General features: G+C 61.4%; 25 protein-coding genes, 1 pseudogene and 1 other annotated feature. Of the genes and pseudogenes, 18 read left to right on the top strand and 8 right to left on the bottom strand.

All coding sequences use genetic code 11. The features are described 5' to 3' along the window. Positions 1-78: a sequence feature (AL1L pseudoknot), on the top strand. This feature is flagged as partial in the annotation. Both NOF55_RS08610 and NOF55_RS08605 read left to right on the top strand, forming a co-directional pair. After that, the coding region (locus NOF55_RS08610) for an IS3 family transposase (protein ID WP_306410931.1) at positions 1-910 on the top strand (910 nt) is incomplete at its 5' end. It overlaps the preceding feature by 78 nt. A 46-nt stretch (positions 911-956) precedes the next feature. Further along, positions 957-2,513: an ATP-binding protein gene (locus tag NOF55_RS08605; RefSeq protein ID WP_306410930.1), complete on the top strand. Its 1,557-nt coding sequence runs from the start codon at positions 957-959 to the stop codon at positions 2,511-2,513. 4 nt (positions 2,514-2,517) lie between these two features. On the opposite strand, the gene NOF55_RS08600 is transcribed toward NOF55_RS08605, so the two are convergent. Beyond that, positions 2,518-3,450 (bottom strand): LysR family transcriptional regulator, encoded by a 933-nt coding sequence (locus NOF55_RS08600; RefSeq protein ID WP_306410929.1) that lies wholly within the window; start codon positions 3,448-3,450, stop codon positions 2,518-2,520. Between NOF55_RS08600 and NOF55_RS08595 the strand changes: the two genes are divergently transcribed. From NOF55_RS08595 to NOF55_RS08565, 7 genes are all read left to right on the top strand, one after another. Further along, entirely contained in the window at positions 3,443-4,390 is a 948-nt protein-coding gene (locus tag NOF55_RS08595; protein WP_306410928.1) for an ABC transporter ATP-binding protein, read from the top strand. The genes NOF55_RS08600 and NOF55_RS08595 overlap by 8 nt on opposite strands. Next, on the top strand, positions 4,380-5,222 hold the full coding sequence (locus NOF55_RS08590) for an ABC transporter ATP-binding protein (protein WP_306410927.1): 843 nt from the start codon (positions 4,380-4,382) through the stop codon (positions 5,220-5,222). Before NOF55_RS08595 ends, NOF55_RS08590 begins: the two co-directional genes overlap by 11 nt. 19 nt (positions 5,223-5,241) lie before the next feature. Then, positions 5,242-6,756 (top strand): ABC transporter substrate-binding protein, encoded by a 1,515-nt coding sequence (locus tag NOF55_RS08585; protein WP_306410926.1) that lies wholly within the window; start codon positions 5,242-5,244, stop codon positions 6,754-6,756. Positions 6,757-6,819: 63 nt separating this feature from the next. Further along, complete coding sequence (locus NOF55_RS08580) at positions 6,820-7,737, top strand: ABC transporter permease (RefSeq protein WP_306410925.1); 918 nt, start codon at positions 6,820-6,822, stop codon at positions 7,735-7,737. Between the two features lie 2 nt (positions 7,738-7,739). After that, positions 7,740-8,627, top strand: coding sequence for an ABC transporter permease (locus NOF55_RS08575; RefSeq protein WP_306410924.1), 888 nt, complete (start codon positions 7,740-7,742; stop codon positions 8,625-8,627). A 21-nt stretch (positions 8,628-8,648) separates the two neighbouring features. After that, the gene (locus NOF55_RS08570) at positions 8,649-10,061 is read left to right on the top strand and encodes an amidase (protein ID WP_306410923.1); all 1,413 of its coding nucleotides are present in this window, start codon (positions 8,649-8,651) and stop codon (positions 10,059-10,061) included. Next, positions 10,061-11,110 (top strand): AbrB family transcriptional regulator, encoded by a 1,050-nt coding sequence (locus NOF55_RS08565; protein ID WP_306410922.1) that lies wholly within the window; start codon positions 10,061-10,063, stop codon positions 11,108-11,110. Before NOF55_RS08570 ends, NOF55_RS08565 begins: the two co-directional genes overlap by 1 nt. Positions 11,111-11,131: 21 nt before the next feature. Here the strand turns inward: NOF55_RS08565 and NOF55_RS08560 are convergent, their stop codons facing one another. Both NOF55_RS08560 and NOF55_RS08555 read right to left on the bottom strand, forming a co-directional pair. After that, positions 11,132-12,502, bottom strand: coding sequence for an amidase (locus NOF55_RS08560; RefSeq protein WP_306410921.1), 1,371 nt, complete (start codon positions 12,500-12,502; stop codon positions 11,132-11,134). Between the two features lie 113 nt (positions 12,503-12,615). Next, positions 12,616-13,545, bottom strand: coding sequence for a LysR family transcriptional regulator (locus NOF55_RS08555; protein WP_306410920.1), 930 nt, complete (start codon positions 13,543-13,545; stop codon positions 12,616-12,618). A gap of 218 nt (positions 13,546-13,763) precedes the next feature. Here NOF55_RS08555 and NOF55_RS08550 point away from each other — a divergent pair, with 218 nt between their 5' ends. The 9 genes and pseudogenes from NOF55_RS08550 to NOF55_RS08510 form a co-directional block, all read left to right on the top strand. Beyond that, complete coding sequence (locus NOF55_RS08550; protein ID WP_306410919.1) at positions 13,764-14,561, top strand: substrate-binding periplasmic protein; 798 nt, start codon at positions 13,764-13,766, stop codon at positions 14,559-14,561. A 15-nt stretch (positions 14,562-14,576) separates the two neighbouring features. Next, positions 14,577-15,224, top strand: a complete 648-nt coding sequence (locus NOF55_RS08545) for an amino acid ABC transporter permease (protein WP_306410918.1) — start codon at positions 14,577-14,579, stop codon at positions 15,222-15,224. Then, the gene (locus NOF55_RS08540) at positions 15,221-15,988 is read left to right on the top strand and encodes an AroM family protein (RefSeq protein ID WP_306410917.1); all 768 of its coding nucleotides are present in this window, start codon (positions 15,221-15,223) and stop codon (positions 15,986-15,988) included. Before NOF55_RS08545 ends, NOF55_RS08540 begins: the two co-directional genes overlap by 4 nt. Beyond that, entirely contained in the window at positions 15,985-16,638 is a 654-nt protein-coding gene (locus tag NOF55_RS08535) for an amino acid ABC transporter permease (protein WP_306410916.1), read from the top strand. Before NOF55_RS08540 ends, NOF55_RS08535 begins: the two co-directional genes overlap by 4 nt. Beyond that, positions 16,635-17,456, top strand: coding sequence for an amino acid ABC transporter ATP-binding protein (locus NOF55_RS08530; RefSeq protein WP_306410915.1), 822 nt, complete (start codon positions 16,635-16,637; stop codon positions 17,454-17,456). The genes NOF55_RS08535 and NOF55_RS08530 overlap by 4 nt, the downstream gene beginning before the upstream one ends. Before the next feature lie 30 nt (positions 17,457-17,486). Then, positions 17,487-18,848: a dihydroorotase gene (locus NOF55_RS08525; RefSeq protein WP_306410914.1), complete on the top strand. Its 1,362-nt coding sequence runs from the start codon at positions 17,487-17,489 to the stop codon at positions 18,846-18,848. Positions 18,849-18,858: 10 nt separating this feature from the next. Beyond that, complete coding sequence (locus tag NOF55_RS08520; RefSeq protein ID WP_306410913.1) at positions 18,859-19,785, top strand: dihydrodipicolinate synthase family protein; 927 nt, start codon at positions 18,859-18,861, stop codon at positions 19,783-19,785. After that, complete coding sequence (locus NOF55_RS08515; protein WP_306410912.1) at positions 19,785-20,543, top strand: SDR family oxidoreductase; 759 nt, start codon at positions 19,785-19,787, stop codon at positions 20,541-20,543. The genes NOF55_RS08520 and NOF55_RS08515 overlap by 1 nt, the downstream gene beginning before the upstream one ends. Positions 20,544-20,757: 214 nt before the next feature. Beyond that, positions 20,758-21,003: pseudogene (locus tag NOF55_RS08510) on the top strand (transposase); the annotation flags it as partial. A gap of 208 nt (positions 21,004-21,211) precedes the next feature. Here NOF55_RS08510 and NOF55_RS08505 read toward each other — a convergent pair. From NOF55_RS08505 to NOF55_RS08485, 5 genes are read right to left on the bottom strand one after another with little or no spacing between them, the layout of a single operon-like run. Continuing rightward, positions 21,212-21,604 (bottom strand): acyl-CoA thioesterase, encoded by a 393-nt coding sequence (locus NOF55_RS08505; protein ID WP_306410911.1) that lies wholly within the window; start codon positions 21,602-21,604, stop codon positions 21,212-21,214. A 17-nt stretch (positions 21,605-21,621) separates the two neighbouring features. Further along, entirely contained in the window at positions 21,622-23,604 is a 1,983-nt protein-coding gene (locus NOF55_RS08500; protein ID WP_306410910.1) for a 3-hydroxyacyl-CoA dehydrogenase NAD-binding domain-containing protein, read from the bottom strand. 8 nt (positions 23,605-23,612) lie between these two features. Beyond that, positions 23,613-24,008 carry a RidA family protein gene (locus tag NOF55_RS08495; RefSeq protein WP_306410909.1) on the bottom strand — a complete coding sequence of 132 codons (396 nt, stop codon included), beginning with the start codon at positions 24,006-24,008 and terminating at the stop codon, positions 23,613-23,615. 4 nt (positions 24,009-24,012) lie between these two features. After that, the gene (locus NOF55_RS08490) at positions 24,013-24,417 is read right to left on the bottom strand and encodes an acyl-CoA thioesterase (protein WP_306410908.1); all 405 of its coding nucleotides are present in this window, start codon (positions 24,415-24,417) and stop codon (positions 24,013-24,015) included. A 2-nt stretch (positions 24,418-24,419) separates the two neighbouring features. Continuing rightward, entirely contained in the window at positions 24,420-25,580 is a 1,161-nt protein-coding gene (locus tag NOF55_RS08485; protein ID WP_306410907.1) for an acyl-CoA dehydrogenase family protein, read from the bottom strand.

Genomic DNA, 25,580 nt, shown 5'->3' with positions numbered 1-25,580 from the left:
AGTGATGGTGTCGTTCATCGACACGCACCGGGTGATGCATGGGGTCGAGCCGATCTGTAGCGTGCTGCCGATCGCCCACTCCACCTATTACAGCCATCTGGCGAAGCGGGCCGATCCGGCGCGGCAGTCCGACAGGGCGCGCCGTGACGATGCGCTGCGCCCCAAGATCCTGCGGGTTTTTGAAGAGAATTATCGGGTCTATGGCGTGCGCAAGATCTGGCGGCAACTGCGCCGCGAAGGCTTCGATGTCGCCCGTTGCTCGGTGGCGAGGCTGATGAGGGGGCTGGGTATTCAGGGCATCATCCGTGGCAAGCCGCACAGGACGACGATCCCAGACCGCTCAGCCCCGCGGCCGCTGGACAAGGTGAACCGCCAGTTCCGGGTGCCTGCGCCGAACATGCTCGGGGTCAGCGACTTCACCTATGTCGCCACTTGGAAGGGATTTGCTTACGTCGCCTTCGTGATCGACGCCTATGCCCGCAAGATCGTCGGATGGCGTGTCAGCACCTCGGCTCACGCGGGGTTCGTTCTCGATGCCCTGGAGCAGGCCGTGCATGATCGGCAGCCCGCCAAGGGGATGGGGCTGGTTCACCACTCGGACCGCGGCTCGCAATATTTGAGCATTCGCTACAGCGAACGTCTGGCCGAAGCGGGCATCGAGCCTTCGGTTGGGAGCGTTGGCGACAGCTATGACAATGCCTTGGCTGAGACAATTAATGGCCTGTTCAAGGCCGAGGTGATCCATCGCCGCAGCCCTTGGCGCAGCTTCGAAGCGGTGGAATACGCCACACTTGAATGGGTGGACTGGTTCAACAACCGCCGACTGCTCGAGCCGATCGGGAACATCCCGCCAGCCGAAGCTGAGGTGAACTTCTACGCAGCTCTGGAAAATGAATCTAGGGCAGCGTAACTAACGAAAATCAGCCTCCGGCAAACCCGGAGCGGTTCACTCCTTTATGCAAGTTGTTTCCAACGTTGATGCCGACGGCCCTCGGTTGGAGCTTGGATCCTACACGCTTGATGAAGGAGCTGCCGCCTATCTGAATGGGAACAGGCTGTTCCAATGGCATGCTGTCGTGGTGGGAAGTACGGGTTCGGGTAAGTCAGTCACGACAGCCCGCCTCCTTGATCAAATTGCAGCCTTGCCGCTCGCAAATGCCATCCTTTTCGATATCCATGGTGAGTACGGCACGCTGCAAGGCGATGAGTTTCGCCATCTGCGCATTGCCGGGCCAGCCGATCTGGATCAGGGGCGAGGACTGGCGGACGGCGTTCTTTATCTGCCATACTGGTTACTCGGATATGAGGCCATGGTCTCTTTGTTCGTCGATCGGACGGATCAGAATGCCCCTAACCAGGCGATGGTCATGTCGAGTTGCATCACGGCGTCGAAAAGGGCATTTCTCGAAGCAGGCGCACATGCGGATATTCTTGCGAACTTCACGGTCGATAGCCCTGTGCCGTTCGACATCGACAGCGTCCTAAATGATTTAGTGCGTCTGGATACTGAGAGAGTCCCGGGCGCAAAAGCTGGCACGGATAAAGCTGGAGACTTCAATGGAAAGCTCAGCCGCCTGATCGCCAGATTTGAAGCAAAACGTGCGGATCGTCGCTTGGGTTTCCTCTTCCAGCCACATGCCGAATGCATGAAGATGGACTGGCTTGTCCAAATGGCCCATTGTTTGGTCGGCGGACGAACCGACCAGGCAGATGGCCGTGGGGGAATAAAGATTATCGATTTCTCCGAGGTTCCATCGGATATCTTGCCCTTGATGGTCAGCCTCCTTGCCCGGCTGATCTTCAATATCGCGCAATGGACACTTGCCGACCGACGGCATCCGGTCGCACTGTTCTGCGACGAGGCCCATCTCTACATTCCTGAACATTCGAAACGGGATTCCGTCGATGACATTTCGGTCGGGATATTCGAGCGAATTGCCAAGGAAGGCCGAAAGTATGGGGTCGGACTGGTTGTGATCAGTCAGCGACCTGCCGAGGTGAACAGAACGGTCCTCAGCCAGTGCAATAACGTCATCGCGATGCGGTTGACCAACGTTGACGATCAAGCGGTTATTCGGCGTTTGCTCCCCGACAGTCTTGGCGGTTTCGGTGATCTACTCCCGGTACTTGATATCGGCGAAGCTCTTGTGGTTGGAGATGCCAGTCTTCTGCCAAGCCGTGTGAGAGTGGCTGAACCGCGCTTCTGGCCGAACAGCGCGACCGTTGAATTTTGGACGAGATGGGCACAAGGGCCATCAAACATAGATACCGCAAGTTCCAATCTCTGCCTGGAGACGGCAGAGCGCGCGGTAGGATGTGCCGCATTTCCAGTCGCCAACCCTGTCAAGAAAAAGCTTGGTGGCAACTGCTACATAATGGCGGAAAACTTCGATGCCTTCATCGCTTCCGCTCCTTCTCCCAGCCGGGAAATTATCGCAGAAAACTCCAATTATGAACGATCCAGTTTTTGGGGAGCACGTCAAGCGGAGAGGACACCATATCCCTGTTCATAATCTCCTATATGAGGCATTCGCTTTCCAGTCCCCGATCCTGAAGCTCCTGGTTGAAGCTCATGATACTCTTGCGCAATATTGCCTCGAATTGCAGAACAATGCGCGAAACGGGTCTGTTGCGCGAATAAAGAAGCGCGAAAGTCAGGGGGACCTGACGTTCGTAGGGAATGGCGACCACTTTTCCCAGCGGATCGTGGGCCAGTACGAGCGGGTGGGCAAATGCGATGCCCAGTCCGCTTTGCGCCATGTGCATCGAGGTCACAGACTGGTTCGTCGTCAGAACCTGAAAACCCGCGACCTCTTCACCCAGACTTTCGCGCAGGATAAAGCCCGGAGTGGTTTCCGCGCCATGAACGATGATCGTTTGCTTCATCAGGTCGGCGGCGGTGATGATGTCATTGCCGGCGAGAGCGTGCCCGGCAGGTACAAGGCACACCATCGACATGCGCAGGAGCGGCTGCACTGAAACGCCGACCTCGTCGAGCGGCATGAACGCAAAACCTATATCGCAGTATTCCTGACGGATTTGCCTTACGACATCGCTGGCTGTGTGTACCTCGGTGCGGATTTTCACCTGACTGCGCGCCGCCCTGAACGTTTTGATGGCGTCGGGCAGTATTTGCGCCGTAAATGAAGGGACCGAAGCAATCGACAATGCGCCGGCCCGGTTGTCCTTCAGTTCTTCGGCCTTGCCTCGCAGCGATGCCATCTGGGCGAAAAGACGTTCGATTTCCGGCAATACGTTATTGGCCTCGACTGTCAGCCGGGTCCTGCCGTTCGAACGCACGAAAAGAGCAAAACCGAATTGCCCTTCCAGCTCTTTCAGCGTTTGGCTGACAGCCGGCTGCGAAACGCGCATCAGGCGTGCCGTTTCGGTGACGCTCTGCGTACGTGCGAAAAGGCGGAATGTCTCCAACTGGCGGAGGCCAATGTTCATAACCGATTCCTTATGTCGACATAGAGGTTTTGTATTAGTTCTAATGGAAAAACTCTGCAATTGTCCTTACCGGGAACAAAATAAAGAAACCGGACAGGATCAGAAAAGGTTGGATACTCTCCTCGATATCGGTGGCCTTGAGGTCGATTTCTCTCTGAAGGAAGGTCTCCTGCATGCTGTAAAGGGCGTTTCCTTTACGGTCGGGCGTAGCGAAACCCTGTGCCTTGTCGGTGAATCCGGATCCGGAAAATCGCTGACCGCGCTTTCCGTTCTCGATCTGCTGCCCGCCGGAGCGACCCGCCGCATGGACCGTGCGATCTTTGCCGGACAGGATATTTCCCGCTACGGGGAGCGGCAGATGCAGGATCTGCGGGGACGTGCGATCGGCATGATCTTCCAGGACCCGACGATGGCCTTCAATCCGACCATGACGATTGGCAGGCAGCTCGAGGAAGTGTATCTGCGCCACGTTTCGCGCGACCGGCGGAAGGCCCGTGCAAGGGCAATCGGCCTGCTGGACCGGGTTGGCGTCACCAGGCCCGAAACACGTATGGATGAATATCCACATCAGCTTTCGGGCGGCTTGCGCCAGCGGGCGATGATCGCCATGTCGCTGATGTGCGAGCCGCAGCTTCTCATTGCCGACGAGCCGACGACGGCACTGGACGTTACCATGCAGGCCCAGGTCCTTTCGCTCCTGAAATCCGTACAGGAAAGTTTCGGAATAGCGATCCTGTTCATTACCCATGATCTCGGTGTCGTTGCGGCGATTGCCGACAGGATCGCGGTGATGAAATCCGGCCTGATCGTCGAAACGGGCGATGTCAGGCAGGTGCTTGGAAACCCGCGCGAGACCTACACGAAAGCCCTGATCGCCGCCGTGCCGAAGGCGCCGGGCCTTGCTCACTTCCCGCGCGTGGAGACTGCCCATGCTGGTTAATACTGCACGCACGATTGCGCTCGAAGCGGCCATGACCACCCGCGAATTTGCCGTCAAGGGCCGCAAGGAGCCGTTCATTGCCGTCAATGAGGTCAGTCTGAGGCTTTACGAGGGAGAATCCCTCGCGCTGGTCGGTGAGTCCGGTTCGGGCAAGACGACGCTTGCGCGCATGATGCTCGGTCTGCTCGAACCTACCCGCGGCGACTTGCAGGTTTTCGGGCGTGAAATCAGCACCTATTCGCGTCTTCATCTGGCCTCTCTCGTCCAGCCGGTCTTTCAGGATCCCTATGCCTCGCTCAATCCGCGCAAGCGTCTGGTCGACATCATCTCGATGCCGTTGCGTGCCGCACACAAGGTGAGCAGGGACGAGGTGGAAGCGCGGGTGGAAGACATTCTGCGGAAGGTCGAATTACCGGCATCCTTTGCCCGGCGCTTTCCCCACGAACTTTCCGGTGGCCAGCGTCAGCGCGTGGCCATTGCGAGGGCGCTGATAAACGAGCCCAGAATTCTGGTCTGCGACGAACCGACGTCGGCGCTCGACGTATCCGTGCAGGCGCAGATTCTCGAATTGCTGAAACAGCTCAGGGTCGAATTTGGACTGTCCTATCTCGTTGTCACGCACAATATCGGTGTCGTCTCCGAACTGTGTGACCGGGTTGCCGTCATGTATCACGGAAAGCTCGTGGAGGACGGCCCGGTCGGGAATGTGCTGCGCGCGCCTGTGCATGACTATACGCGCCGCCTGCTGTCTGCTGTCCTGCCCGTGGATCCCGACCAGGCGCGCGCGCTTCTTCTTGCTGCTTTCATTCCTCTTGAAAACCGCCCGTCCTGAAATGGAGAATGCCATGACCATGAGCCTCAGAAAAAATGTTCTGTCGCTGCTTGCCGCAACGATTGCCTTCTTGCCGGTGCATGCCTTCGCAGGCAAGGATAACGATACGCTTGTCGCCGCCTTCCAGGCGAAACTCCCGAGCCTCGACCGTTATCATTCCCCGGGGCGCGAGGGTTTTCTTCTCGGTCTGCTCGCCTATGACGCGCTGGTCTATCGCGATCCGAACACATTCGAACTGAAGCCCTTGCTCGCGACCGCGTGGCGGCAGGTCGATGACAAGACCTGGGAGTTCGATCTTCGCCAGGGCGTGAAATTCCACAACGGCGACCAGATGACGGCAGAGGATGTCGCCTACAGTCTGATGTATGCGGCCGATCCTGAAAACAAGGTCTTCAACCGCATGACCGGCGGCTGGATCGAGCGCGTCGATATTCTCGATCCGTACAAGGTTCGCATTGTCGGCCACGATGTCGCGCCTCTGGCGCTGGAATACATCATCCAACTGCCGGTCGTACCGAAAAAGTACCGTGAGAGTGTGGGAATTCAGGCGTTTTCCGAAAAGCCTGTCGGAACCGGCCCCTTCATGATTGCCGAGCGCAGCGGCAACGATGTCGTGTTCAAACGCAACGAGGATTATTTCGAGGGTGGCGGCAAGAGCAAGCCCGCGATCGGTACGTTCATCTACCGCGCCATCCCTGATGTGAACACCCAGGTGGCCGAGCTGATCAGCGGTGGCATCGACTGGGCCTATTACATTCCTTCCGATCAGGCTGAAAAGCTCAAGCGCATGCCGATGGTCGATGTCATCAACGCCGAAACCTTCCGCATCGGCTTCCTGACGCTCGATGCGGCCGGCTTGTCGGACCCGGCGAGCCCGCTGAAAGACGAACGTGTCCGCCAGGCGATTGCCTATTCGATGGATCGTGAGGCAATGGCCAAATCGCTGGTCGGCGGCGCTTCGAAGCCGATCCCGTCGGCATGCACGCCTTCGCAGTTCGGCTGCTTTGCCGATGTGACGCAATATCCCTATGACGTCGAGAAGGCGAAGGCGCTGATGGCCGAGGCCGGTTACGCCAACGGTTTCGATATCGATATCTACGGTTATCGCAGCCGCCCCGTGGCCGAGGCCATCATCGGCTACCTGAATGCTATCGGCATCCGCGCGAACCTTCACTGGTTGCAATATTCGGCAGTGATCCAGGCACGACGCGACCACAAGACCCCGATCGTCATCGACGATTTCGGCTCGGCCGGCGTGAACGATGTCGGCGCCATCCTGCCGTTCTTCTTCGCCGAATCTCCCGACGACCAGTCCCGCGATCCTGTCGTGACGCAGGCCGTGAAGGAAGCGGGTACGATTGCCGATCAGGACAAGCGCAAAGCCCTTTACGAAACAGCCCTGAAGCAGATTGCCGACAAGGCTTACTGGGCGCCGTTGTTCAGCATGCCGGTCAACTACGTCATGTCGAAAAGCGTCGATGTGCCGGTTCCGGCCGACGAGAATGTCGAATTCTGGCGTGCAAACTGGAAATGAGGATGGTCCGCCCCGCATGCTTTCGCAGCGGGGCGGAATTGTTCAATGCAGGGATAAATGCCGATGGCCTATTACATTGCCCGCAGACTGGGTCTCGCCGTACTGGTCATGCTGACGATCTCCTTCATGAGTTTCCTCATGCTGAAAATGTCGGGCGACCTGGCGATCTCGCTGGCCGGCGAGGGAAGCGGCGCGGATTACGTGGAATTCCTGCGCAAGACCTATGGCTGGGACAAGCCGCTGCCGGTGCAATACTGGAACTGGCTCATCAAGGCGCTCCAGGGCGATGTGGGAACCTCGTTCTACTATGGCAGCCCGGTGCTTTCGCTGATTGCCGAACGCCTGCCCGCGACACTTTCTCTTGGAGCCATGGCCATTGCGATGGCGCTTGCCATTGCCATACCTCTCGGAATGGCCGGGGGCCGCGCTCCCGGAAGCATCATCGATCGCATTGCCCTGTTCATCGCTCTTCTCGGCGTCTCGACGCCGATCTTCTGGCTGAGCTTCCTGCTGATCCTCGTCCTTGGAATACAGTTTGCGGTCCTGCCTATCTCGGGGGGAGGGTCTGTCCGGCATCTGGTGATGCCGGCCATGGCGCTGGCCTTCTACTCGATGCCGGCCATCATCCGTATTTCCCGGGCGGGCATGATCGAGGTCATGCGTTCGGAATATATCCGCACCGCGCGGGCCAAGGGGCTGCGTCCCTGGCAGATCTATCTGCACCACGCCCTGCGCAACACGCTCGTGCCGGTCGTGGCCGTCGCTTCGGTCCAGTTCGGCTTTCTGCTCGGCGGTTCCGTCGTGGTGGAAAACATCTTCGCAATTCACGGGATCGGCTATCTCACGTGGGAAGCCATCAATCAGAATGACTATCCGGTGGTGCAGGCCGCGCTGCTGGCCGTTTCGGCGGCCTATGTCGTGCTGACGCTGCTTGCCGATATCGTCAATATGATGATCGATCCCCGCATCAAACTGGAATGACCATGAACTCTCGGATTACCGGCAGCGCCCCTGCCGCACGCCTTTGGAAAGGGCCACGTATCCCCGTCGGGCGCTGGGGTCTTCTGACCGGCGCCCTGATTATCGGCTTCATAACGCTGGTCGCCATCCTCGCGCCGTGGATCGCTCCTTACTCGCCTTATGAACAATCTCTGGCCAATCGCCTTGTCCAGCCGGTTTTCATGGAAGGCGGAACGTGGAATCATATACTCGGTACCGATCATCTCGGACGCGATTATCTCAGCCGCCTGATATATGGCGCGCGGCTTTCGCTTCTCGTCGGTTTCGGAACGATCGTGCTTTCAGCAGTCATGGGCATAGGGCTCGGCCTGCTGGGAGGGTATTTCGGCGGGCGCGTCGATATGGCGGTCATGTTCCTGCTGACCGTGCGGCTCAGTCTCCCCATCATGCTGGTGGCGATTTCCCTGGTCGGTCTTCTCGGCAATTCCCTAGGGCTGATGATGCTGATCCTTGCCTGTTTTCTCTGGGACCAGTTCCTTGTCGTGACGCGATCCCTGACGATGCGTTTTCGTAATGCCGAATTCGTGCTTGCAGCCAAGGCGGCGGGCCTTTCCAATGTGAGGATCATGATCGGAGAGATCCTTCCCAATCTTGTCAGTCCGTTGATCGTTGTCGGCACGCTGGAAATGGCGCACGCGATCCTGCTCGAGGCTGCGCTGTCCTTCCTTGGGCTGGGTATCCGTCCGCCGGACAGTTCATGGGGATTGATGATCGCCGAGGCCAAGGATTTCGTTTTCTTCGAATCCTGGCTGGTGAATATTCCCGGTCTTGCAATGTTCGTTCTGGTTGCCGGGATCACGTTCCTCGGCGAGGGGCTTCGCGCCTGGCTTGCTCCGGATTCCTCACAGTAATCGCATAGACAGGTCATTGATATGAAAGACTCGATATACCGCCTGAACCTGCGTCAGCTCGGTGCAGCATTGCGAGAAGGCTCGCTGTCGTCGATTGCTGTTCTGGAGCACTATCTCGAGCGCATCGGACGTCTGGACGGCGAGTTGAACTGCCTTGTGCATCTCGACGCCGAAGGTGCGCGTGCGGCGGCCCGGCAGGCGGACGAGCGTTTTGCCACCGGAAAGCCGCTCGGGCCGCTCGACGGCATTCCTGTCGCCATCAAGGACAATCTTCTGGTGGCGGATATGCCCTGTGTCTGGGGAACGAAGCTTTATCGCGACTATATTGCTGCGGAAGACGAACTGCCGGTACGGCTTCTGCGCCAGGCAGGGGCCGTTATCGTCGGCAAGACCAACGTTCCGGAATTCACGCTGCGGGGCTTCACAGGAAACGCGGTTTTCGGCTCGACCGGAAATCCCTGGAACCCGGCGCTGACGCCGGGCGGCTCCAGCGGCGGTTCGGTCGCGGCCGTGGCGGCCGGGCTTGTGCCGTATTCGCTGGGAACGGATGGCGGCGGCTCGATTCGCCGCCCTGCCGGTTACACCGGGATTGTCGGCCTCAAACCGTCGATTGGCCGCATTCCGCGGCAGGGAGGTCTTCCACCGCTTCTGGCCGATTGCGAGGTCGTCGGTCCGCTGGCCCGCACGGTCGACGACGTCCGTCTCATCATGAGCGTTATCGGCTGCGCCAATTCCGGGGATCCGCGCTCTTTTGGCTTTCCGGATATCGGCGCCGCCTCTGCAACGCCGGAGCGCAAGCGTATCCTGTTCGTGGAGCGGTTCGGGGATGCGCCGGTCGATCCGGAAATCGTCGCCCTGTGTTCAAGAGCCGCAGACCGGTTCGCAACGCTCGGGCATGAGGTCGAACGTGGTCCGCTGCCGCTCGATCTCGCATCGGTGAATGCCGGCTGGCCGATTCTCGCCAATACCGGGCTCGCGAAGATGGCCGCGCTCGACGCACGGTTCCACGAACTGGTTTCTGTGCCGTTTTCCGACCAGGCGAAAGCCGGAGCGAAGCTTTCCGTGACCGACTACCTGACATTCATCGAGACGCTCGACGCATTTCGCGTCGCTGCCGCAAGGCTTTTCAAGGATTTCGACGTGGTTCTCACGCCAGCATCGGCGGCGCACGCCTGGCCCCGCGACTCCCAGTTCCCACCGGTCATCGACGGGAAGGAAGCAGGTCCGCGAGGCCATGCGGTCTTCACCAACTGGGTGAATGCCTGCGGTCATCCCGGCATTTCAATCCCTGTCGGTCGGGGAGCCGGCGGTATGCCGGTCGGTTTGCAGGCCGTCGCAGCATTCGGCGCGGATGACGCTCTTCTCGATCTCGCGGGATCGTTCGAACAGGCGTATCCCTGGGCAGATCGCTGGCCGGAACTGGCTCTACGGTAATGGCCGGAAAATTGTCGGGCCTTTACGACCGCAGCTTGTGGATGCGCGTCGCGGAAACCCTTGCCATCGGGGTGGCCGGCGGGTCGCTTCTGGAACTGGCAGGCATGCCGGCCGGCTGGCTGTGCGGGTCGATGATCGCGGTCATTGCCGCTGTTTTTGCAGGACGCCCGCTCAAGATTCCCGATCGGCTGCGCAGCGCGGCCTTTATCTTGCTCGGCGCCTCGATGGGGGCGGGGCTTTCTCCTGAAATGCTCGGCAAGCTGGAAAAATGGCCCGTCAGCATTATCCTGCTTGCACTGTCGGTCATTGCGACGATGGTGGTCGGCACGCAATATCTGGCGCGGCGGCATCGATGGGACAGCGCTTCGGCCCGCCTCAGTTCGGTGCCCGGAGCGCTCTCGGCGGTTCTGGCCATAGCAAGCGACAGCCGCGGCGATCTGATGCGGATCACGGTCAGCCAGACGCTTCGCCAGATCGTGCTGGTTTCTCTCGTGCCGGTCCTGCTCCTTGTCAGCCCGGCCCTTCCCGAAAAGGCACATGCGGTCCTGGCCGGTCCGGCCGATATTTTCCTGATGCTTGCCGCCGCAGGCGCCGGCGGGCTGGCCTGCGCGCGACTGCGCATTCCGGGAGGATTATTGCTGGGGGCTCTACTCGGCAGCGGCATTCTCCATGCCACGGGGGCGGTTTCCGGCGTGTTGCCCGGAGCCGTGCTGATCTCCGCCTATGTCATCGTCGGCTCGGCGATCGGCGCGCGCCTGCGCGGAACGGATCCGGCGGCCATCATCGCCGTGCTGCGGCCTGCGATGGGAAGCATCGCCGCGGCGATTGTCATTGCGGCGATTTTTGCGGCGCTGGCTTCGTTTCTGACAGGCTTGCCGTTCAACGAGGTATGGCTGGCCTTCGCACCCGGCGGCGTCGAGGCGATGACGGTTCTCGCCTTCGCCCTCAATCTCGATCCCGGTTTCGTCAGCGGGCATCACCTGATCCGGCTAGTCGGGCTGATGCTGCTGAGCCCGCTCTGGACGGCGGGGCTGAGGCGCGGCGACTGAATTGCCGCCGCGCCCGATCCGTCAGATTTGCGGGCGACGGTCGGCCCACGGATGGTTCTGCTCGTAGAGCGCTGCGACCGACACAAGATTCCAGTCCTTCCCGAAGGGAGCAATCAACTGGAAGCCGATGGGCATGCCGTCTTCGGCAGGATCGCATGGTATGCTGATGCCCGGCAGACCCGCGGAATTTACGAAGCCCGTGAAAGCGCGGTGGTAGGGAGGGCCGAACTCTTCCGCCTTCCACGGCATGGCGCCCGCCGAAGGCGTCATGATGAAATCGTACGTATCGAAAGCGATGGCAAGCTGGGCGTAGATCGTTCGGAAAGCCATGAGCGCGTCGACATAATCGACAGCGGAAAGCGACTTGCCCTTCTCGATCATCGGCGGGTAGGCTGCCCCGATCCTACCTTCCCAGTCCGTGTCCTTCAGAAGCCAGGCAAGGCCCGATCCTCCGATAGACGGCCAATGCTTCTCGAACAGGGCAACCTCGAACGGCGCTTCGCCCGTCTCCACCTCGAAGCCGAGTGCTGCCAGATTTTCGGCGGCCCGGGCGCAGGATATGCGGATCGGCTCCTCCACCTTCATATCGGCAAGCTGCGGTACATAGAGCACCTTCAGACCCTTGCGGACAGGCTCGATCTTACCTTTGGTGAAGCCAAATGAAAGCCGGTCATGCGGGTGCGGACCCTCTGTTGCCGAAAGGGCCATCGCCAGATCGGCAGTCGTGCGGGCGATAGGCCCGATGATCTCGAAATCATGAAGAATGGGCGGCAGGCCATTGATACGGGCGACACGGCCGGTCGAGGGCTTCAGCCCCACAAGGCCGTTATGGGCGGCCGGGCGGCGGATCGAGCCTCCGCCATCGGTGCCGAATGCGATGGGGGCCACACCCGCCGCGGTGGCTGCGGCACCACCGCCCGTCGATGCGCCGCTCGTCAGTTCCGGATTCCAAGGATTGCGCGTGGTTCCGAAGGCCAGTGTGCTGACATTGCCGCGACCGAGCGTGAATTCGGAAACATTGGTCTTGCCGAGAATGACGGCACCCTGGGCGCGAAGGCGCGCGACCGGCAACTCGTCCTCTTCGGAAATCTGGTCGAGATAGAGATTGCTCCCCCAGGCACAACGCAGACCCTTGACGTGAATATTGTCCTTGATGGTTACGGGAATACCATCGAAATCGCCGAGCGGTTCGCCGCGTTCGAAACGCGCATCGCTTTCGGCCGCCGCAGCGCGCGCACCTTCCACATCCAGCGTCGCAAACAGGTTAAGGCGCGGGTCAACCACGGCGTTGCGTTCCAGTACCGCTTCCAGCACTTCGCCGGGGCGCAGCGTCCCCGCCCGGTAGGCGTCACGCAGACGGGTTGCAGAAAGGGTCCATAAGGGTTCGGTCATCGCATTTTCCTCAAGGCATGCAGGATTACATCGTGACCAAGGCTGCTCCCGCCGGAGGGTCCTGTCCAATAAGAAAGGCGGATATTTGTATAGGTGATCGCTAATACCGGCACTCAGCCGGGTTTGACGAAAAGGCCGAGTGAGTCCAGATGTGCGGCGAAGCTACGGGTTTCCTCGCGTACCTGTGCGAGAAACGCCTTGCCGAGCGCCGAAAGACCCGGTTTCTTGAGGTAGATCGCCACCAATGATCGGCGAATCTCCGGTCTGAAGGCGGAAACGGCGATGTCCTGCGTCATTCTGGGCGTGAGAACGAAGGGCAATGTAATGGCGATGCCCAGGCCTTGCCGTACCAGGTCGGCGGATACGACCGAGAGGTTCGTCGTCAGAAAGCGGCCAGCCTCGTTACCCCGCTCGAAAGACAGGCGAACGTCGAATTCCTGGCGCACCTGCTGACCGAAAGTGATGACCGTTTCGTTTTCAAGCGCTTCGGGGGTCAGTTGCACGGTTCCTGCAAGCGCGTGATCTTTCGGCAGCAGACAGACCATCGCCGTTGTCAGGAGTGGCCGGACGACCATATCGAGATTCTCGACCGGCAGGAATGTGAAACCGATATCGGCGGTGCGGTCCTGGACGTGCTTTATCACCTCGCGGCTGGAATAGGCCTCGAGCCCGATGCGGGTCTGGGGATGACTACCCTTGAGCCTCCCAAGCGCCTGGGGCAGTATCCAGCTCGTGAGGGGGTGCACAGAGGCTATGGCAAGGCTGTTATCCTGCTCGCCGCGCAATCGGGCCGCACGCTCGCGCAGGGCCTGCATGTTGTCGAGAACATCTTCCATGTTCTTCAGCAGAAGCTCTGCATTGGCTGTCAGCTTCAGAGGCCCCTGTCCGCGAATGATCAGCTCCACGCCAAGCTGGTTTTCGAGATCGCGCAACGCCTGACTGACCGAAGGCTGGGTAATGCGCAGAAGACGCGCCGTTTCGGTTACGCTCATGATGCGTGAGAAAAGGCGAAAGACCTCAAGGTGGCGAAGGTTCGGATTCATTGCGGATCCATCAACGATTGGACGGCGTCAGGGCACGATTGTTTGGTCCCCTCGCACACCATAGGCATTTCCCTATGAAAATATAGAAGGAAAATATTGGACGGAACGAGGCTCCCTGCGGTCCAATCACGCTTATGGGCAAACGGCGCCTGTCGATTTCCGCATGGCGGTCTCAAGGCAATGCCGGCTCCCCAACGACAATCAGAGGGAAACTCGTCATGAATCTGAGAATGCCCGGCTTTGCCGTTCCTTTCATGCTTTGCGCATTCGCTGTGGCGCCTGCACATGCCGCCGGACCATCCTATGCCGAAAAGCTGGCCACATCCGGCACCATCACCATCGCCACCACCGGCAACGCTCCGCCGATGACCACCGTCGGCACCGATGGCAAGCTGACGGGCTTCGATGTAGAGCTTTGCCGCAGGATCGCCGAAGGGCTGGAACTGAAAACCGAATTCGTGCGCGTGGACTTTTCCGCGACCATCCCTGGCCTGAAAGCCGGCCGTTTCGACATGATCTGCTCGGCCACCGCGCGCACGCCCCAGCGTCTCGCATCGCCCGATCTCTCCATGAGCGAACCGACGATCGAGAATTTCTCGACGCTGCTGGTCAAGGCCGGTGAAACGACGATCGCGACCGTTGCGGATGCGAAGGGCAAGACCGTGGGTACGGTTCGCGGTGGCCAGGAGAACAAGCTGCTCGCCGACATTTTCGGATCCGATATCACCATCACGACCTATCCGGGCATTGCCGAGGAGATTCTCGATCTCAAGAATGGCCGCATCGACGCGGTCGCGATCAATTATGTGACCGCAAGCCAGCACGTGAAGGACGACGCAGCGCTAAAAGTCCTCAAACCCGGTTTCGCGGTCGATGGCGTATCGCCCTACACGCATGCGCTGATCGTCAGCCGCAACCAGCCCGAACTGCTCGAGGCCGTGAATACGGAACTGAAGCGCCTGAAGGATAGCGGCGAACTTGCCGCGCTGGAGAAAGAGTGGATCGGCGGCAACTGATCCGGGCTGACGGCAATGGATTTCGCATTTCTTCTGGAGAACCTGCCCGCATTGTTGCGGGCAGCATGGACGACGGCCTGGCTGACCCTCGCAACGCTGGTTCTGTCGACGCTGATCGCGCTTCCATTGGCCGTCAGTGGGCTGCGGCGGGAAACGCCTCTGTCGCGTGGTCTTGCCGCAGCCAGCACGTTGATGCGCTCGATACCGACCCTGGTGATCCTGTTCCTGGTCTATTACGGCCTGCCGCAGGTCGGACTGGTCCTGCCTGCTCTCACCACGGCGCTGGTCGGGCTGACGCTCTCGGCGGTCGCCTATACGATGGAAATCCTCCGGGCCGGGCTCAAATCCGTCGATAGCGGGCAATATGAAGCGGCCGCCGCGCTCGGTCTGCCCGCATGGCTGATCTGGGGTCGCGTGATTTATCCGCAGGCCCTGCGCGTCATCGTCCCGACGTGGCTCTCCAATGCCACACTCATCCTGAAGGGAACATCCGTGGCCTCCATCATCACCATTCCCGAACTGACGGCGATCGCCAACGAGATCGTTTCCGAGACCTATCGCCCCTTCGAGATACTGCTGTCGACGGCGGCCATCTACATCCTGCTCGGCAGCGCGCTTGCCCTTGCGGCGCGCGCATCGGCACGCCGGTGGAGCCATCCATGACGACCGAAAACCGTTCAAAACCACGTATCGGCTTCATCAGTCTCGGGCAGGGGCCGAGACCCGACCTCGATACGTTTCACAGAGAACTGCTGGCAAAAGCCGGCCGGGATATCGGGGTCGTCTGGCGTCATGCCCTTGAAGGTCTCGGACCGGACGAACTGAATGCGATGTCAGCCCGTGAAGGTGTTCCCGCCATCCGCTCGAATATACGCGAAAACGGCGCCCGGGGACCACTCGGCGCGGGCTGGGCGGCCAGATGGTTCAACCGCGACAGCTTCATCGGGCCGGTTCAGGCATCGATCCGGGAACTCGAAACCGACGAAAATGTCGACCTGACGGTCGTTTGCGCCGCGGAGGAGTTTCCCGACGGCAGTTTCGTTTCGACAAGGCCGGTGATCTTTCCGCCGCTGGCCCTGTCGTCCTATGCCCACGCTCTTTCGATGACCAGGCCATCAGCGAAAGTCGCCTTGCTGGTCTATGGCGACAGGCAGCGCGATCAGCAGAAAGCGGGCTGGGCGGCAAAGCCTTGGGCGCGCGGTCTCGATCTGGTTTTCTGTGGTCACGGAGGCGATATCGATGCCGCGGGCGCGGAACTCGCGCTGCTCTCTCCGGATATCGTGCTGGTCTGGGCCTATGGCGCTGCCGTCGGCGGAGGAGATGCCCTGTCGGCACGTCTTGGCGTTCCGGTCATTACCGCTGCATCGGCCTCCGTCGCGATGGCGCTCAATCTCCTTCCCGCCACAGACGCGGAGACGAGGCCATGAGTGCTTTCATGACAGCCGTCGCCGACGGGTTCCCGGTCTTCGGACAGGCATTGCTCAACGCGTTCATCCTGCTGGCGACGAGCTGTGTCCTGTCCACCTTTCTGGGGGCGTTGCTATGCGTCGTCGATATCTGCGCCCACAGGTCAGTCGGCCTTCTGGTGCGTATCTATAGCTGGCTGGCGCAGACCACGCCGCCGCTCATCCTGCTGTTTCTGGCCTTTTACGGCTCGACCATGATGGGCCGCGCCATCAGTCCCATGACGGCGGCGATCATCGCTTTTGTATTCTTCGCGACGGCCTACTATTTCGAGATCTTCCGCGCCAGCTACGAGGGTGTGCCGCGCGGCCAGTTCGAGGCGGCGAGGGCGCTGGGCATACCGCCCTTGCCCTTTGCAACAGGCGTGGTCGTGCCGCAGGTCATCCGCATCGCGGCAGGCCCCTTTGTCGGCCGCACCACAGTGCTTTTCAAGGAAACCTCGCTCGCATCGGCGATTTCCGTCAGCGAGATCATGAGCACGGCCAGCGCCTATATCTATTCGGGAGCCAGCCCGTTGCTGATGGTGGCGATCGCCGGCGGCATCTACGCGGTCATCAACATCGCCCTGATCGCGCTTGAAAAGCACCTGACGCGGAAGGCAGCCGCTGCATGAGCACGCCGGAGATCCATACCCGCCCGCGGCCACGCTCCTGGCCGCAGAGGCCCGATCCGGGAATTGCCGTCGAGTTGCGCGACCTGCGTCTTTCCTACGGTGCTCACGATATTCTCAAAGGCATCGACCTTACGGTTCGCGAAGGGACGACGACGGCGCTCGTCGGGCCGAGCGGCTCCGGAAAGACCACGCTCCTGCGTTGTGTGAACTATCTCGCAACGCCAACGGCGGGCGAGGTCTGGGTGGATGGCGAACTGGTCGGTCGCGAGGAACGCGGCGGGCGGCTCTATCCGGCCCGCGAACGCATTCTGCGGGGCCATCGCCGGCGTACCGGAATGGTTTTCCAGCGATTCAATCTGTTCGCCAACCTGAGCGCGCTCGCCAATGTCGCCTTTGCTCCGGTTTCCGCCGGGCTTTGCAGCCGCGCCGAAGCGCAGGAAAGGGCGAGTGTGCTTCTCGCCAGGGTCGGGCTTTCGCATCGGGAAAATGCCTTGCCTCCGCAGCTTTCCGGTGGCCAGCAGCAGCGGGTCGCCATCGCGCGTGCCCTCGCCATGCAGCCGAAAGTCATGCTCTTCGACGAGGCGACATCGGCGCTCGATCCCGAACTGTCGCGCGAGGTTCTGGCGGTGATGCAGGAGCTGGCGCAAACCGGCATGACCATGCTGGTCGTAACCCACGAAACCGGTTTTGCCCGCACGGTGGCCGACGACATCGTTTTCATGGAGGCCGGGCGGATCGTGTCGCAGGGGTCGCCGGAGAGGATGTTCTCGGACGATGCGCCCGAGCGGGTCCGCCGTTTTCTCGGTCACGCCCGATAGCAGGTTCTTTGATTGAAAGGACAGGATACGATGTTTGATCTTGTGATACGCGGAACGCTGGCGCTTCCGGAGGGCGCTCTGCCCGGAGGCTGGATCGCGGTTTCGGACGGCGTCATCCGCGCGATCGGCAATGGTGCGGCGCCCGAAGCCGCAGAGCTTTTCGAGGCGGACGAGGGGATCGTCATCCCCGGCGTCATTGACGGGCAAACGCATGCGACGAGTTATGGCGGGTTGCCCGGTATCGGGCCGACCACGCGTTCGGCCGTCGCCGGCGGCGTCACGACCATCGTCGACATGCCGTATGACAATCCGGCTCCACTCAATTCGGTCGAACGGTTGCGGGAAAAGGTCGAGGCGATCGGGCAGCATGCCCATGCCAATGTCGCCCTTTACGGCACGGTCATGCCCGGTCAGGGCATGGAGGTCGTGGACGAGCTTGTTCGCGAGGGCGTCGTCGCCTTCAAGATCTCGACATTCGAAAGCAGCCAGACTCGGTTCCCGCGCATCGGCGCCGACCAGATACTGTCGATTTTCGATGCCCTGGCGGCAACGGATATTCCGCTGGGCGTGCATAACGAGGATCAGGAAATCGTCAGTGCCTTCGTTGCAAGGGCGAAGGCAGAAGGACGGGACGGCATCGCCGCCCATTCACAAAGCCGCCCGCCTGCGGCCGAACTGTCCGCGACGGCGCAATTTCTCGAACTCGGCGCGGCAGCTAGCGCCCACGCCCATATCGTGCATCTCAGCACCGCACGCGGTTTCGGCCTGGTGGATAACTATCTGCTCGACGGCTTCAGGGCCACGGGCGAACTGTGCGTCCACTATCTCTGGTTCGATCCCGAACGTGACGGGGCGGAACTCGGGGCGCGCATGAAGGTGAACCCGCCGATCCGCCCCGGCCAGATCGAGGCCCTGTGGAACGAGATCATCGAAGGCCGCGTCGCTTTCGTCAGCTCCGATCACGCGAGCTGGCCGGTCGACAACAAGAATACCGCCTCGATATTCGAGGCGGGCGCCGGCGTGCCTGGCCTCGAAACCCTGTTGCCGGCATTTTACACGGTTGCGGATGAACGCGGCCACGATGCGCTCGCCCTGACGGTTGCCCATCTCTGCGAACGCCCGGCGCGGTTCTTCGGTCTGTGGCCGGAAAAAGGGGCCATTCGCATCGGCGCCGATGCCGATCTCGTGGTGATCCGCCCCGACGCGCAGATATGGAATTCGGCCAATGCGCATGACGGGCTCAACTGGAGCCCGTTCGACGGACGGCGTTTTTCCATTTCCGTTGCCCGTACATGGGTCGGCGGACATCTGGCCTGGGACGGCACCGATATCGTCAATGCGTCTGGTACAGGCCGTTATGCAAGGCGGGGCTCCTCCCGCTGGTTCGAATGAGGATAGCAATATGACGCCAGTTAACACGGCCACGAAGGGTGTCTTCGTGATCGCGGTGACGCCTTTCAAGGAAAATGGTGCGCTCGACCACGACAGCATCGACCGGATGGTGGATTTCTATTACGAAAAGGGTGCGGACGGCCTGACCATTCTCGGCATGATGGGGGAAGCGCCGAAGCTGACCCAGGCCGAATCCATCGATATCGCCCGTCGCACGATCAGCCGCTCCGCCGGCAGACCGGTCGTGGTCGGCGTTTCGGCTCCGGGTCTGGCCGCAATCGGCGAATTGACCAAGGCGGTCATGGATCTTGGCGCTGCCGGCGTCATGGTTGCGCCGCCGTCATCCTTGCGGACCGACGAGCAGATTACCGGCTATTACCGCAATGTCGTGGCAACGGTGGGTGCGGATGTTCCGGTCGTTCTTCAGGATTTTCCACTGTCGACCGGCGTGCAGATATCCTCCCGCACCCTGGGTGCAATTATCGAGGAAAATGCCGGCATCGTCATGGTCAAGCATGAGGATTGGCCCGGACTTCAGAAGATTTCCGATCTGCGCGAAGCCGAGGCGAAAGGCCGGCGCCGGGTCTCGATCCTTTGCGGCAATGCGGGCGTGTTTCTTCCCGAAGAGATGCAGCGCGGAGCGGATGGTGCCATGACCGGTTTCGCCTATCCGGAAATGATGAGAGATGTCTGCCGCCTCTGCGAGGCAGGAGATCAGGACCGCGCCCAGGACCTTTTCGATGCCTATCTGCCACTGGTGCGTTATGAACAGCAGCCTGGCATCGGCCTTGCCGTGCGCAAATATATTCTGGCGAGGCGGGGAGCGATCACCAGCGCCGTCCAGAGGCGGCTGGGTGCGACACTGAACGCGCTCGCCACTGCCGAGGTCGAACGACTTGTAACCCGCCTGGAACGACGCCTGAAGGAGCTTGGCTGATGGAACATGGACTTCGCGGTAAAACCGCACTGGTGCTGGGCGCGAGCCGCGGACTGGGAGCGGCGATTGCCAAAAGCCTTGCCGACGAGGGCGTGCAGGTCCACGCCGCATCACGCAACGCCACAGTTCCGGATGCAAACGGAACGATCATCCCGGAAAAGGTCGATCTCGGCGACAGGGCTTCGGTAGATGAGCTGATCGAACGGATGCTGGCCGCTGGCGGCGTCGATATCCTGGTCAACAATTCCGGCGGGCCGAAGGCCGGACCGGCGCTTGGCCAGCCATCTGAGGCATGGCGCTCGGCTTTCGAGGCGATGGCGGTGTCGATCTTCGCAATCACGGATGCGCTCGCCCGCGGCATGATCGAGCGCAAGTGGGGACGCATCATCACTATCGGCTCGTCCGGCATCGAGCAGCCTATTCCCGGCCTGGCCCTGTCGAACGGGGTCCGTGCGGCCGTTGCGGGCTGGTCGAAAACGCTGTCCTCGGAGCTTGCGCCCCACGGCGTCACTGTCAACATGATCCTTCCCGGCAGGATCGACACCGACCGCGTTCGCGAACTGGACGGCACAAAGGCGAAGAATACCGGGCTTGAGATCGGTGCGGTGCAGGAAGCATCCCGCAAGGACATACCAAGCGGGCGTTACGGACAGGCGGAGGAATTCGCCTCTGTCGCCACTTTCCTCGCCAGCGAACGGGCGAGCTACGTCACCGGATCGATGCTTCGCGTCGACGGTGGAGCAATCCGTAGCGTGTAAGGCCAAATGGCCAGTCCATCGTGACACAATCGCAGGGCGTGCGCGGGGTAGAGCTGGCAAAGCAAGCATCGATACGGGAGAAGGACATACAATTACCTTCTGGAGGAACACCGAAGGCATCGTCGTCATGGAACACATTGCGATTGCAGGCATGGCTCATGGAATGCCGATCGATGTCGTCGGTGGTGACGTGCTCTCCTGGAATGTCCTCGTTTTGAGCTTAGTCTGTTCTCCGGAGAAGGAGACGGCGAATGCAGCGTTCCGTTTGAGCGACGAGCAGATCATCGGTATTTTGAAGGAGCATCAGGCCGGACTTTCGATTGTTGGGCTATGTCGCAAATCCGGCATCAGTGATGCAGCATTTTATAAATGGTGCTCGAAGTATGGCGGTATGGAAGTGGCTGAGGCTAGGCGGCTGAAAGCGCTTGTAGAGGAGAACGCCAAGTTGAAGCGCACTCTCGGTGCAGACGAGTCAATGAAGACAAACGCCAACGCAAGCACCTCGGAGGAACCGGACGCTGCCGCCTGTCGAATTCGAGAAGCAGCAGAAAATCCAACTCGAGAGTGTCTACGAAACGCGGGGCTATTCATGCCAACACTTTCTGCCCCTGCTGTAGAAGACCGGCCTCAGGGAGTGAGGGCAGGTCGCCCAAGGTTCAGGATGCGTTTTACGCGAGATCGACCGGGCGGGACGCGCCGTTTTCGTCGAGCGCGACCATGATGAACGAGGCTTCCGTAACCTTGCGGCGGCCGGTTCCATAGCGGCGATGCCGCGTCCAGCATTCGACGGAAATGGTCATCGAGGTGCGCCCGACCTTTACGATGTCGGTGTAGACGCAAAGCGTGTCGCCGACCTGCACCGGTTGCTTGAACACGATTTCTCTGACGGCGACGGTGGCGACGCGTCCGCTGGCGCGTTCCGCCGAGCGAATGCCGGCGGCGAGGTCCATCTGCGACATGACCCACCCGCCGAAAATATCGCCGGCGGGATTGGCGTCGGCAGGCATGGCGAGGGTGCGCAGGGTAAGGTCGCCCTGCGGCTGCTCCAGGTCGCTGGTCATGGTATTTCCTTTCTGTTTCAGGTTTTCCTGCGGGACGCGGCGAACATCGGGCCACCCCTGGCAGCAGGAAAGCCGTAGCCATTGACGAGAATGAGGTCGATGTCGTCTTCGTGACGTGCAATGCCCTCTTCGGTGAGCGCCCGGCCCTCCCGAGACATGGCGGAAAGAAGCCGGTCCATGATCTCGGCTTCCGTGAAATTGCGTGGGACGATGCCCTTGCGTGTGCGGAAATCCTCAATCAGTGCTGCGACGTCCGGATCAGGCGCGCGAGCGCCGCCGGAATAGTCGTACCAGCCGCGTCCCGTCCGGGCTCCGAAGCGCCCGGCCTCGCACAGCCGGTCGGGGACATCGAAATAGAACGCCGCCGGATCGCGGCTTGCCGCCGTGCGCTTGCGCCGTGCCCAGGCGATTTCGAGTCCGGCCATGTCGTTGACCGTGAAAAGCCCCATAGCGAAGCCGTAAGCCTCCATTGCGCGGTCGATAACTTCGGGCGAGGCGCCTTCGGCCAGCATCTTTTCCGCTTCGGCGCGATAGGCCGAGAAGATGCGGTTGCCGATGAAGCCCTCGCAGACGCCGGTCACGATCGGCAGCTTGCCGATCTTGCGGGCAAACGCTATGCCGGTGGCGAGCGCCGTATCGGCGGTTTCCGCGCAACGCACGACCTCCACCAGCCGCATGATGTTGGCCGGAGAGAAGAAATGCAGGCCGAGAAAACGCTCGGGCCGCGATGTGACGGCGGCGAGCGCGTCCGGATCGAGGTAGCTGGTATTGGTAGCGAGCAGCGTGTCCGGTTTCAGCAGACGGTCCAGTTGCCGGAACAGGTTCGCCTTGGCGTCGAAATCGTCGAAAACGGCTTCTATGACCAGACCGGCTTCCGCCAGCTGATGGACATGGGTGGTGATTTCGAGGTTCGAAAGCCCCGCCTCGACCTGTTCCCGGGTCATCTTGCCGGCGATGACCGCTCGGCGGAGGAGATCGGAGATACGGCCTTGGCCGGCGATGGCGGCCTCTTCCCGCGGCTCGTAGCCGACGACCTTGTAGCCGGCCGCAAGGCAGGCCGCTGCGATGCCGGAACCCATCAGGCCGATGCCGGCGATGCCGATGGTGGAAAGAGGCAGCGCTTCGGCGCAAAGGCCTTCGACCTTGCCGGCATTGCGTTCGGCAAAGAAAAGATGGCGAAGGGCCGCGGCCTCCTCGCTGTCGCGCAGACGAAGGAAGGTGGCTCGCTCCTCTGCAACGGCATCCTCGAAGGGCAGGGCGAACGACAGGCCGACGAGGCGTGCGGCCTCACCGGGGGCATGCGCGCCGCGCGCCCTGGAGACGATTTTTTTCGTGGCTTCGGCAAAGATCCGGGTGTCGGGCACGGCAACGGCAAGCATGCCGGTGCGGCGGATCGGCGAGCCGGTCAGCGATATGGCGAACGCGACCGCTTCCGCCATGAGTTCGGCGTCGCAAATGCGATCGACAAGTCCGAGCGCCAAGGCTTCGGCGGATTTAACGGTGCGGCCGGTTGCGGCGAGATCGAGCGCGGCGAGCGCGCCGACAAGGCGTGGAAGGCGTTGTGTGCCGCCGGCGCCGGGCACGATCCCGAGTTTGACCTCGGGCAGCGCGAAGCTGGCGTCCGGGATGGCAATGCGGCCGTGGGCGGCCAGTGCCACTTCCAGTCCGCCGCCAAGGGCTGCGCCGTTCAGCGCAGCGACGACAGGCTTTTGCATCTTCTCGATCAGGTCAATCACCGTCGGCAGGCTCGGTTCTAAAGGAGCTTTGCCGAATTCGCGGATATCCGCGCCGCCGATGAAGACCTTGCCCGCGCCGGTCAGCACGACGGCCCGGATCGTGCCGTCGCGGGCCGCATGATTGAGTGCCGCGACAAGACCGGCGCGCACCTGGGCGGAAGTGGCGTTGACCGGTGGATTGTCGATGGTCACGATAAGGACATCGGAAACGATCCGGCCGCTGACCGTGGCGGCAAAGGTGAGGGGAGCCGGTGTGTCGTTCATATCGTGTCTCAGTCCGGGATGACGGCGTAGGCCTGGATCTCGATCTTGGCGCGGTCCTCGACGAGGGCCACGACCTGCACGGCGGCCATGGCCGGGAAATGGCGGCCGATGATTTCGCGATAAACCTTGCCTATGCCCTTGAGGTTGGTAACGTATTCGGCCTTGTCGGTGAAATACCAGGTCATCGACGTGATGTGTTCCGCCCGGCCGCCGGCTTCCGCCAGAATGGCGATGATATTCGTCAGCGTCTGCGCCACCTGTTCCACGAAATCGTCCGTTTCGAACTGCTGCTGGTTGTTCCATCCGATCTGGCCGCCGATGAAGATGGTACGGCCGCGTGCTTCCACGCCGTTTGCGTATCCGATCGGTCGGGCCCAGCCCTGCGGCTGCAAAGTCTTGTGCATGATGTTATGTCTCCAGATGGGGCAGTAGCTTTTGGCGCAGGTCGTCAGGCCAGGGGCGGGATGTGTGGGTGTCGAGGTCTGTGGCGACGAGCCGGTGACGCGCGGTCCAGAGCGTGTCACCATTGGTGGAAACCGTATGGCCCAGATCGAGCGAGGTGCGGCCTATGGTTCGGACCGCGATCGCGAAATGCAGGATATCGCCCTGAAAGCCGGGCTTCAGGAAGGTCAGTTCAAGCGTGATCGTCGGCGTCCCGATCCGCGTCTCCTCGATCATCCGGCGGCGCGGCGCGCCGAGGCTTTCGAAAAAATCCTCGATCGCGCCGTCCATCAGCTTGAGATAGGACGGGTAATAGGCGATCCCCGAGGGGTCGCAATCGCCAAAGCGGAGCGGGAGTGTGGTCCGGAACATGATCAAACGGCCTTCAGCAATTCCCGGGCAACGATCAGCTTCTGCACTTCCGTTGCACCTTCGTAGATCCTGAGCGCCCGGATCTCGCGATAGAGACGCTCGACGATTTCACCGCTTTTCACGCCGCGGCCGCCGAACATCTGCACGGCACGGTCGATCACGGCTTGCGCGCTTTCCGTCGCTGTCATCTTCGCCATCGCTGCTTCCCGGGTCGCCGGAAGCTTCTGGACGTCGCGGCGCCAGGCGGCGCGATAGGTGAGAAGTGCGGCCGCATCGATGGCCGTGGCCATGTCGCCGAGCGCGGCCTGCGTCAGTTGCAGATCCGCGAGCGTGGCGCCGAACATCGGCCGTTCGCGGGCATGGGCGAGCGCCTCGGCAAGCGCCCGGCGGGCAAGGCCGAGCGCAGCAGCGGCGACCGAAGCGCGGAAGATATCCAGCGTGCGCATGGCGATCTTGAAGCCTTCGCCCGGCGCGCCAAGCCTGCGCGAGGCCGGAATGCAGCAGGCGTCGAAGCGGATCGTTGCCAGCGGATGCGGTGCGATGACGTCGATGCGCTCCGCAATCGAGAAGCCGGGATCGTCGGCGAAAACGGCGAAGGCGGAAATGCTGCGCGTACCCGGCGCTTCTCCGGTGCGGGCGAAGACGGTGTAGACATCGGCGATGCCGCCGTTGGAAATCCAGGTCTTCTCGCCGTCGAGCACATAGGAGTCACCCTCAAGGCGGGCGGCGCAGGTCATGGCGGCGACGTCTGAGCCGGCAAGCTTTTCGGAAAGCGCGAAGGCGGCGAGCCATTCGCCGGCCGCCACTTTCGGCAGCACGGCCTGCTTCAGCTCGTCCGAACCAGCGAGGCTTATCGCGCCGGTGCCGAGGCCCTGCATGGCGAAGGCGAAATCGGCGAGACCGTCATGGAAGGCGAGCGTTTCCCTCGCAATGCAGAGCGCGCGTGACGAAATGCCCTCGCCGCCGGTCTGGCCGACGGCGGCGTGAAGGAGGCCGGCCTCGCCCAGCGCCTTCACCAGCGTCCGGCAGGCCTTGTCCGTGTCCCTGTGATCGACGGCGGCGAGCGCCGGGCCGGTTGCGAATGCATCGAGCCGGGCTGCCCATCCGGCATGGGCGGCATCGAAGAATGGCCAGTCGAGATGATCGCGGGAGAGGGCGGCCAT

Source organism: Ectorhizobium quercum (assembly GCF_026552795.1).
GTDB lineage: Bacteria > Pseudomonadota > Alphaproteobacteria > Rhizobiales > Rhizobiaceae > Ectorhizobium > Ectorhizobium quercum.
The sequence above is the reverse complement of the archived record's forward strand: the minus strand, read 5'-3'. Positions and strand labels throughout refer to the sequence as shown.

Coding starts and splice junctions, on each gene's coding strand:
- NOF55_RS08605 (WP_306410930.1), top strand. CDS start 957: ATGCAAGTTGTTTCCAACGTTGATGCCGACGGCCCTCGGTTGGAGCTT.
- NOF55_RS08595 (WP_306410928.1), top strand. CDS start 3,443: ATGTTCATAACCGATTCCTTATGTCGACATAGAGGTTTTGTATTAGTT.
- NOF55_RS08600 (WP_306410929.1), bottom strand. CDS start 3,450: ATGAACATTGGCCTCCGCCAGTTGGAGACATTCCGCCTTTTCGCACGT.
- NOF55_RS08590 (WP_306410927.1), top strand. CDS start 4,380: ATGCTGGTTAATACTGCACGCACGATTGCGCTCGAAGCGGCCATGACC.
- NOF55_RS08585 (WP_306410926.1), top strand. CDS start 5,242: ATGAGCCTCAGAAAAAATGTTCTGTCGCTGCTTGCCGCAACGATTGCC.
- NOF55_RS08580 (WP_306410925.1), top strand. CDS start 6,820: ATGGCCTATTACATTGCCCGCAGACTGGGTCTCGCCGTACTGGTCATG.
- NOF55_RS08575 (WP_306410924.1), top strand. CDS start 7,740: ATGAACTCTCGGATTACCGGCAGCGCCCCTGCCGCACGCCTTTGGAAA.
- NOF55_RS08570 (WP_306410923.1), top strand. CDS start 8,649: ATGAAAGACTCGATATACCGCCTGAACCTGCGTCAGCTCGGTGCAGCA.
- NOF55_RS08565 (WP_306410922.1), top strand. CDS start 10,061: ATGGCCGGAAAATTGTCGGGCCTTTACGACCGCAGCTTGTGGATGCGC.
- NOF55_RS08560 (WP_306410921.1), bottom strand. CDS start 12,502: ATGACCGAACCCTTATGGACCCTTTCTGCAACCCGTCTGCGTGACGCC.
- NOF55_RS08555 (WP_306410920.1), bottom strand. CDS start 13,545: ATGAATCCGAACCTTCGCCACCTTGAGGTCTTTCGCCTTTTCTCACGC.
- NOF55_RS08550 (WP_306410919.1), top strand. CDS start 13,764: ATGAATCTGAGAATGCCCGGCTTTGCCGTTCCTTTCATGCTTTGCGCA.
- NOF55_RS08545 (WP_306410918.1), top strand. CDS start 14,577: ATGGATTTCGCATTTCTTCTGGAGAACCTGCCCGCATTGTTGCGGGCA.
- NOF55_RS08540 (WP_306410917.1), top strand. CDS start 15,221: ATGACGACCGAAAACCGTTCAAAACCACGTATCGGCTTCATCAGTCTC.
- NOF55_RS08535 (WP_306410916.1), top strand. CDS start 15,985: ATGAGTGCTTTCATGACAGCCGTCGCCGACGGGTTCCCGGTCTTCGGA.
- NOF55_RS08530 (WP_306410915.1), top strand. CDS start 16,635: ATGAGCACGCCGGAGATCCATACCCGCCCGCGGCCACGCTCCTGGCCG.
- NOF55_RS08525 (WP_306410914.1), top strand. CDS start 17,487: ATGTTTGATCTTGTGATACGCGGAACGCTGGCGCTTCCGGAGGGCGCT.
- NOF55_RS08520 (WP_306410913.1), top strand. CDS start 18,859: ATGACGCCAGTTAACACGGCCACGAAGGGTGTCTTCGTGATCGCGGTG.
- NOF55_RS08515 (WP_306410912.1), top strand. CDS start 19,785: ATGGAACATGGACTTCGCGGTAAAACCGCACTGGTGCTGGGCGCGAGC.
- NOF55_RS08505 (WP_306410911.1), bottom strand. CDS start 21,604: ATGACCAGCGACCTGGAGCAGCCGCAGGGCGACCTTACCCTGCGCACC.
- NOF55_RS08500 (WP_306410910.1), bottom strand. CDS start 23,604: ATGAACGACACACCGGCTCCCCTCACCTTTGCCGCCACGGTCAGCGGC.
- NOF55_RS08495 (WP_306410909.1), bottom strand. CDS start 24,008: ATGCACAAGACTTTGCAGCCGCAGGGCTGGGCCCGACCGATCGGATAC.
- NOF55_RS08490 (WP_306410908.1), bottom strand. CDS start 24,417: ATGTTCCGGACCACACTCCCGCTCCGCTTTGGCGATTGCGACCCCTCG.
- NOF55_RS08485 (WP_306410907.1), bottom strand. CDS start 25,580: ATGGCCGCCCTCTCCCGCGATCATCTCGACTGGCCATTCTTCGATGCC.